Genomic DNA, 6,665 nt, shown 5'->3' on the forward strand with positions numbered 1-6,665 from the left:
GACGGGCAGGTCAGAATCTCAGCATGGACGAGCAGCACGACGACACCGGCGACCGGGACGAGCCGGTGGCCGGCAGCGAGCCGCCACGCACCCGGCGGATCGGTCGCCCCGGAGGGCCGGTACGCCGCGCCGGTGTGATCCTCGCCGTGCTCGCCGTGGCGCTCGCCGGGGCGGTGCTCGGCGTACTGGCCGGTGGGCAGGTGGACACCGACATCGGGCCGTTCCGGGCCACCCTCACCCTCTCCCCGGCCAGCGATGGTGGGACGACCATCGACGTGCCGCCGCTCGGCGCGCTGCTGCTTGACAGCCATGACGGGCCGACGCACCTCACCGTGCGGCTCGGCGCACTGGACCAGGGGCGCACCGAGGCGCTGCTGGACGACCCGGCGAGCATCAGCCGCGCCAGCCAGAGCGCTGTGGAGGACGTCCGCAGCGGGGTGATGCGGCTCGGCCTGCGCACCCTCGCCGCGTCGGTGCTCGTCACCCTGATCCTCGCCGCGTTGATCTTCCGGAACGTGCGGCGTACCGCCTGGGCGGGCGGGCTGGCTCTGGTCATCACCGCCGGCAGCCTCGGAACGGCTGCGGCGACCCTGCGCCCGCAGGCCATCGAGGAGCCGCGCTACGAGGGTCTGCTCGTCAACGCGCCGGCCATCGTCGGCGACGCCCGCCGCATCGCGAACGACTACACGAAGTACGCCGAGCAGTTGCAGCGCATCGTCGGCAACGTCAGCCAGCTCTACACCACAGTGTCGGCGCTGCCGGTGTACGAGCCGGCCCCCGGCACCACGCGGGTCCTGCACGTCTCCGACATGCACCTCAACCCGACCGGCTGGCAGCTGATCCGGACGGTGGTGGAGCAGTTCGGCATCGACGTGGTCGTCGACACCGGAGACATCACCGACTGGGGCAGCGAGCCCGAGGAGTCCTTCGTCGGCTCTATCGGCCTGCTCAAGAAGCCGTACGTGTTCATCAGGGGCAACCACGACTCGGGTCGTACGGCTGCCGCGGTGGCCCGCCAACCGAACGCGATAGTGCTCAACAACTCGACAACCACTGTCGGCGGGCTGACCATCGCCGGCATCGGTGACCCGCGCTTCACACCGGACAAGAACACCTCTCCGGCCGGCAGTGGGCTCACCCAGCAGGTCGCCGACCAGGTGATCGGCGCCGGCGAGCAGCTCGCCGCCACCGTGCGCAGCTCGCCCCGCCCGGTCAACATCGCGCTCGTGCACGACCCGGCGTCGGCCGGGCCACTCGCCGGCACCTGCCCGCTGGTGCTCGCCGGGCACACCCACGCCCGGCAGGTCTCCAAGCTGCCCGAGGCGCCCGGCCAGCAGCCCACCACGCTGATGGTGGAGGGCTCCACCGGCGGCGCCGGGCTACGCGGCCTGGAAGGTGAGAAGCCGACTCCGCTGTCGATGAGCGTGCTCTACTTCGACCAGCAGAAGTTGCTCCAGGCGTACGACGACATCACCGTCGGTGGCACCGGGCAGGCCCAGGTCAACCTGGAACGCCACATTGTCGAAGCCCCGGCCGTCGGGCCGTCCGCCACCCCCACCCCGACCCCGACCCGCTGAGCGCGGGGCAGGGGCCGGGGTCGGTAGGGCAGGTCAGCGTAGGGCGAGGGCGGCCAGGGCGGCGTTGACGATGCTGCCGGGCTGCAGGTCGTGCAACTCGTACAGCTCGGTCACGCTGCCGGACTGGCCGAACTCGTCCACGCCCAACGGCACCGCCGGTGCCCCGACCGCGGACCCCAGCCAGGCCATCGCGTGCGACGCGGCATCGTGCACTGTCACCACGGGCACCCGGTCGGCGAACGCGGACCGCAGGGCGCCCGGCACGCTCGGCACGGTTGCAGTGCGTACGCCCTGCCGCAGGGTGCGCTGCCAGGCCCGGTAGAGCCTGTCGAGACTCGTCACGTCGACAACGTGCGCGGCGACACCTTCCTCGGCCAACTCGGCGGCGGCGGCCAGCACCTCGGGCAGCACCGCCCCGGAGGCGGCCAGCTGCACCACTGGGGCGTCGGCCAGGTGTGGGTACGCCTGGTGCGCGTCGACAAGCCGGTACGCCCCGGCGACAACCTGACGGCGCAGCACCGCGTCGCCGAGCCGGGCGCGGGCCGCCTCGAACGGCGACTGGTCCAGCGGCCGGGTGCTCAGTCGGAAGTAGTACGCCCCGTCCTCGGTGGGCGCGGCGGTCGCGGCCGGCGACGAACCCCCGGCGATCTGCCCGAGCGCGTCGCAGAGCAGCCAGTCGAGGCTGCCCGCGTACGCCGGTTCGAGGAATGTCACCCCGGGCAGCTCCAGGCCGACCGACGCGGTGATCGTGGACTGGTGTGCGCCGCCCTCAGGGGCGAGGGTGATGCCCGACGGGGTGCCGGCCACCACGAACCGGGAACCGGAGTACGTCCCGTACAGGAACGCGTCCAGGCCGCGCAGCACGAACGGGTCGTAGACGGTGCCCACCGGCAGCAGCGGCTGCCCGGACAGGTCCCACGACAGGCCGAGCTGACCGAGCAGCAGGAACAGGTTCATCTCCGAGATGCCCAGCTCGATGTGCTGCCCGGCGGGGCTCTCGGTCCAGCGCAGCATCCGGTCCTCGGTCCAGGAGCGCTGCTCGGTGGGGGCGAACACCCCGGTCTTGTTGATGAACCCGGCCAGGTTTGTGGAGGTGGCCACGTCCGGGGCGGTGGTGACCAGGTAGCGGCCGACCTCCCGGTCCCGCGCCAGGTCCACGAGCACCCGACCGAAGACCTCCTGCGTGGAGATCGGCTTGTTGGCGCGTACTCCGGTGCTTTCCGGGACGGTGACCCCCAACGCGCGCTCGCGGGGCGCGCGGGACAGCGCCTCACGGCGGGCGCCGGCCCGGATGCCCGCCGGCGACGCCGGGTCCAGACGGTCCCACTCGGTCTCCGGGGTCAGGCCGTGCGCGGCCCGCAGCGTGGCCACCTGCTCGGTGCTGAGCAGCGCCGAATGGTTGCGCGGGTTGCCGGCGATGGGCAGACCCCAACCCTTGACGGTGTACGCGAAGACGACGCTGGGCCGGTCGGTGACCGCGTCGCACTGGGCGTAGGCGTCGAGCATCGCCTGGAGGTCGTGCCCGCCCAGGTCGGTGACGAGCGGGCGCAGTTCCTCGTCGTCGATGCCCTCGGTGAAGGCGCCCACCTCGGCCGGCGCGCCGTCCAGGAACTGCTCGCGCAGCGCCGGGCCGGTCAGCCCGAACAGCGACTGGTACTGCTCGTTGGGCATCGCGTCGATCCAGTCGCGCAGCGCCTCGCCACCCGGTTTGGAGTACGCCTCGGCGAGCCGTCGGCCGTACTTGACCTCCACGACGTGCCACCCGGCCGCCTCGAACTGGCCCCGCCACTGGTTGATCCGGATGCCCGGCACCACCCGGTCCAGCGACTGCCTGTTGAAGTCGACAAGCCACATCACGTTGCCCAGGCCGGTGGTGGCCGGGTCGGCGACCGCCTCCCAGATGTTGCCCTCATCCAACTCGGCGTCGCCGATCAGCGCCACGAACCGGGAATGCGGGCGGGCGCCGAAGTGCGCGTCGACGTAGCGGCGGGTGGCGGCGGCGAACAGCGGCGCCGCCGCGCCGAGGCCCACCGAGCCGGTGGAGAAGTCCACCTCGTCCGGGTCCTTGGTGCGCGACGGGTACGACTGGAGACCGCCACGGGCCCGCAGCCGGGGCAGGTAGGAGCGGTCCAGGTTGCCCAGCAGGTACTGGATGGCGTGGAACACCGGAGAGGCGTGCGGCTTGACGGCGACCCGGTCCTCGGCGTCCAGGTGGGCGAACCACAGCGCTGTCATCGCCGTGACGAGGGACGCGCTGGACGCCTGGTGGCCGCCGACCTTCACCCCGTCTCCGGTCACGCGGTCGTGGTTGGCGGCGTCCACGATCCGGGTGGCGAGCCACAGCACCCGTCGCTGGATCTCGTCGAGGACATCGAGGTCGTGCTGGTTCACGGTGCTCCATCCGGGCGTCGCCGTTGACGCCCTAGCAACAAGGGGTGCAGAGGTGCATGGGGTGCATGGGGTGCAAGGAAGGGCCCCTTCTTAACGCCTGGTGCATAAGAAGGGGCCCTTCCTAACCGATCAGCCCTGGACGCCGAGACGCTCCAGGATCAGCTCGCGGACGGCCTTCGCGTCGGCCTGTCCACGGGTCGTCTTCATGACCGCGCCGACCAGGGCGCCGGCCGCCGCGACCTTGCCGCTGCGGATCTTGTCGGCGATGCCCGGGTTGGCGGCGATCGCCTCGTCCACGGCGGCGGTGAGCGCGCCGGTGTCCGACACGACCTCAAGCCCTCGGTTGGTCATGACCTCGGTGGGTGAGCCCTCACCGTCGACCACGCCCTCCAGGACCGTACGGGCCATCTTGTCGTTGAGCTTGCCGGCGTCGACCAGGCCCTGAAGCTCGGCGACCTGCGACGGGGTGGCCCCGATGTCGGCCAGTTCCACGCCGCTCTCGTTGGCCCGGCGGGACAGCTCGCCAAGCCACCACTTGCGGGCCGCCGCCGGGGTGGTGCCGGCGGCCACCGTGGCCTCGATCAGCTCGACCGCGCCGGCGTTGAGCACCGACTGCATGTCCAGGTCCGACAGGCCCCACTGCTCCTGGAGCCGACGCCGGTGCACCCGCGGCAGCTCCGGCAGGGCGGCCTTCAGCTCGGCGACCCAGGCCGGGTCCGGCGCGATCGGCACCAGGTCCGGCTCCGGGAAGTACCTGTAGTCGGTGGCCGTCTCCTTCGAGCGCCCCGGGGTGGTGTCGCCGGTGTCCTCGTGGAAGTGCCGGGTCTCCTGGGTGATCCGGCCGCCCGCGTCCAGCACCGACGCCTGCCGCAGCATCTCCGAACGGACCGCCCGCTCCACCGACCGCAGCGAGTTGACGTTCTTCGTCTCGGTACGGGTGCCCCACTCCTGCCCCGGCAGGTTGAGGGAGGTGTTCACGTCGCAGCGCAGCGAACCCTCCTCCATCCGCACGTCCGAGACACCGAGGGTACGGATCACGTCCCGCAGTTCGGCAACGTACGCCTTGGCGACGTCGGGGGCGAGCGCGCCGGTGCCCGTGATCGGCTTGGTGACGATCTCGACGAGCGGGATGCCGGCCCTGTTGTAGTCGACGAGCGACTCGGTAGCGCCGTGGATGCGGCCGGTCGCGCCACCGACGTGCAGTGTCTTGCCGGTGTCCTCCTCCAGGTGCACACGCTCGATCTCGATACGCACCGTCTCGCCGTTCACCTCGACGTCGAGGTAACCGTCGACGCAGATCGGCTCGTCGTACTGGCTGATCTGGAAGTTCTTCGGCATGTCCGGGTAGAAGTAGTTCTTCCGGGCGAACCGGCACCACTGGGCGATCGAGCAGTTCAGCGCCAGGCCGATCCGGATGATCGCCTCGATGGCCGCCTTGTTGGCCACCGGCAGCGAGCCCGGCAGGCCCAGGCAGACGGGGCAGACCCGGGTGTTCGGCTCGCCGCCGAAGTCCGTCGGGCAGCCGCAGAACATCTTGGTGTTCGTACCCAGCTCGACGTGGGTCTCCAGGCCGATCACCGGTTCGAAGCGCGCGACGACCTCGTCGTACGCGGGCAGTGTCGTCGTCATCTGAGCTCCAGGCGCGATCCGGACAGAACCGTTCCACCCTAATCGGCTGGTCCGGCCACCCCGCTGCCGGGCTTCGAGATCAACGCGCGAGCCGGGCGCGGCGGCGTGGGAAGACCGGCCCTGGGTCGGGCGTCACTCTGGAGTGGTGAAGCGCCGACGGTTGTAGGCCAGCACGAGCAGGATGCCGCCGATGGAGAACGCCACGACGCCCATCAGCAGCAGCACGAGGGGCGAGCCCGGTCCGGTGACCGGCAGCCACACGCCACTCGCCTTCGACTTCGACGGCGTGGGCTGGGACCCCGCAGGGCTGCTCTCCGACGGTGTGGCGGCCGGGTCGCTCGATGTCGGCGTGGCCGTCGGGCCGGTCGGGGTCGCCGTGGGGGTGCTCGGCGCCGGGGCGGCGACGATCAGCGACACCTCGCTCGTGGCGCTGGTGCTGCGCCCCTTCGCTCCGACGGTGAAGGTGAACGTGCCGACGCTGCCGGGAGTGCCGCTGAGCAGGCCATCCTTGTCGAGGGTGAGGCCGCCCGGCAGTGCCCCGCCGGCCAGGGCGAAGGTGATGTCCGAATCACCGTCGGCGGTGAACCGGAAGGAGTAGGGCTGGCCGACCGTGCCGGCGGGCGGGTCGCCGGAGGTGAACGCGGCTGCTGCCTTGGCGACGACGATCGTGGCGTCCTGCTCGTCGAAGAGCTTGTTCTTGTCGGTCATCCGCAGCCTGAACGTGTAGGTGCCCGGCGTGTTCGGCGCGCCACCGAGCGACGTACCCACCACCAGCATCCCCGGCGGCAAACTTCCCGACACCACCGACAACGCGTACGGCCCGGTGCCACCGGTCGCCTCGACGGTATGGATCGCGTACACCTGCCCGATGTACATGAGCGACCGGGGCTCGTCCGAGGTGATGACGACCTTCTGTTGGCGTACCTCGATCGTCGCCTTCTGCTGGCCGAAGAGGCCGTTCTTGTCGGTCATCCGCAGCGTGAACGTGTACGTGCCCGGCGTGTTCGGCGCGCCACCGAGCGACGTACCCACCACCAGCATCCCCGGCGGCAAACTTCCCGACACCAC

Annotated in this window: 4 protein-coding genes; 1 reads left to right on the plus strand and 3 read right to left on the minus strand. The window is 71.2% G+C overall.

Annotated features, from left to right (window positions below):
* Positions 1 to 23: 23 nt before the first annotated feature.
* Positions 24 to 1,577, plus strand: coding sequence for a metallophosphoesterase (locus tag ACLQ23_RS14635; RefSeq protein WP_425880726.1), 1,554 nt, complete (start codon positions 24 to 26; stop codon positions 1,575 to 1,577).
* A gap of 33 nt (positions 1,578 to 1,610) precedes the next feature.
* On the opposite strand, the gene ACLQ23_RS14640 is transcribed toward ACLQ23_RS14635, so the two are convergent.
* From ACLQ23_RS14640 to ACLQ23_RS14650, 3 genes are all read right to left on the minus strand, one after another.
* Positions 1,611 to 3,968: a transketolase-like TK C-terminal-containing protein gene (locus tag ACLQ23_RS14640; RefSeq protein WP_355593552.1), complete on the minus strand. Its 2,358-nt coding sequence runs from the start codon at positions 3,966 to 3,968 to the stop codon at positions 1,611 to 1,613.
* 129 nt (positions 3,969 to 4,097) lie between these two features.
* On the minus strand, positions 4,098 to 5,597 hold the full coding sequence (gene gatB / locus ACLQ23_RS14645) for an Asp-tRNA(Asn)/Glu-tRNA(Gln) amidotransferase subunit GatB (protein ID WP_355593550.1): 1,500 nt from the start codon (positions 5,595 to 5,597) through the stop codon (positions 4,098 to 4,100).
* A gap of 132 nt (positions 5,598 to 5,729) precedes the next feature.
* The coding region (locus tag ACLQ23_RS14650) for a putative Ig domain-containing protein (RefSeq protein WP_425880727.1) at positions 5,730 to 6,665 on the minus strand (936 nt) is incomplete at its 5' end.

The sequence above is a fragment of the Micromonospora sp. DT41 genome (assembly GCF_049841715.1).
Classification (GTDB): domain Bacteria; phylum Actinomycetota; class Actinomycetes; order Mycobacteriales; family Micromonosporaceae; genus Micromonospora; species Micromonospora profundi.

What these genes read in the sequence shown, in the direction of transcription:
- ACLQ23_RS14635 (WP_425880726.1), top strand. Translation starts at nt 24, where the DNA reads ATGGACGAGCAGCACGACGACACCGGCGACCGGGACGAGCCGGTGGCC.
- gatB (WP_355593550.1), bottom strand. Translation starts at nt 5,597, where the DNA reads ATGACGACGACACTGCCCGCGTACGACGAGGTCGTCGCGCGCTTCGAA.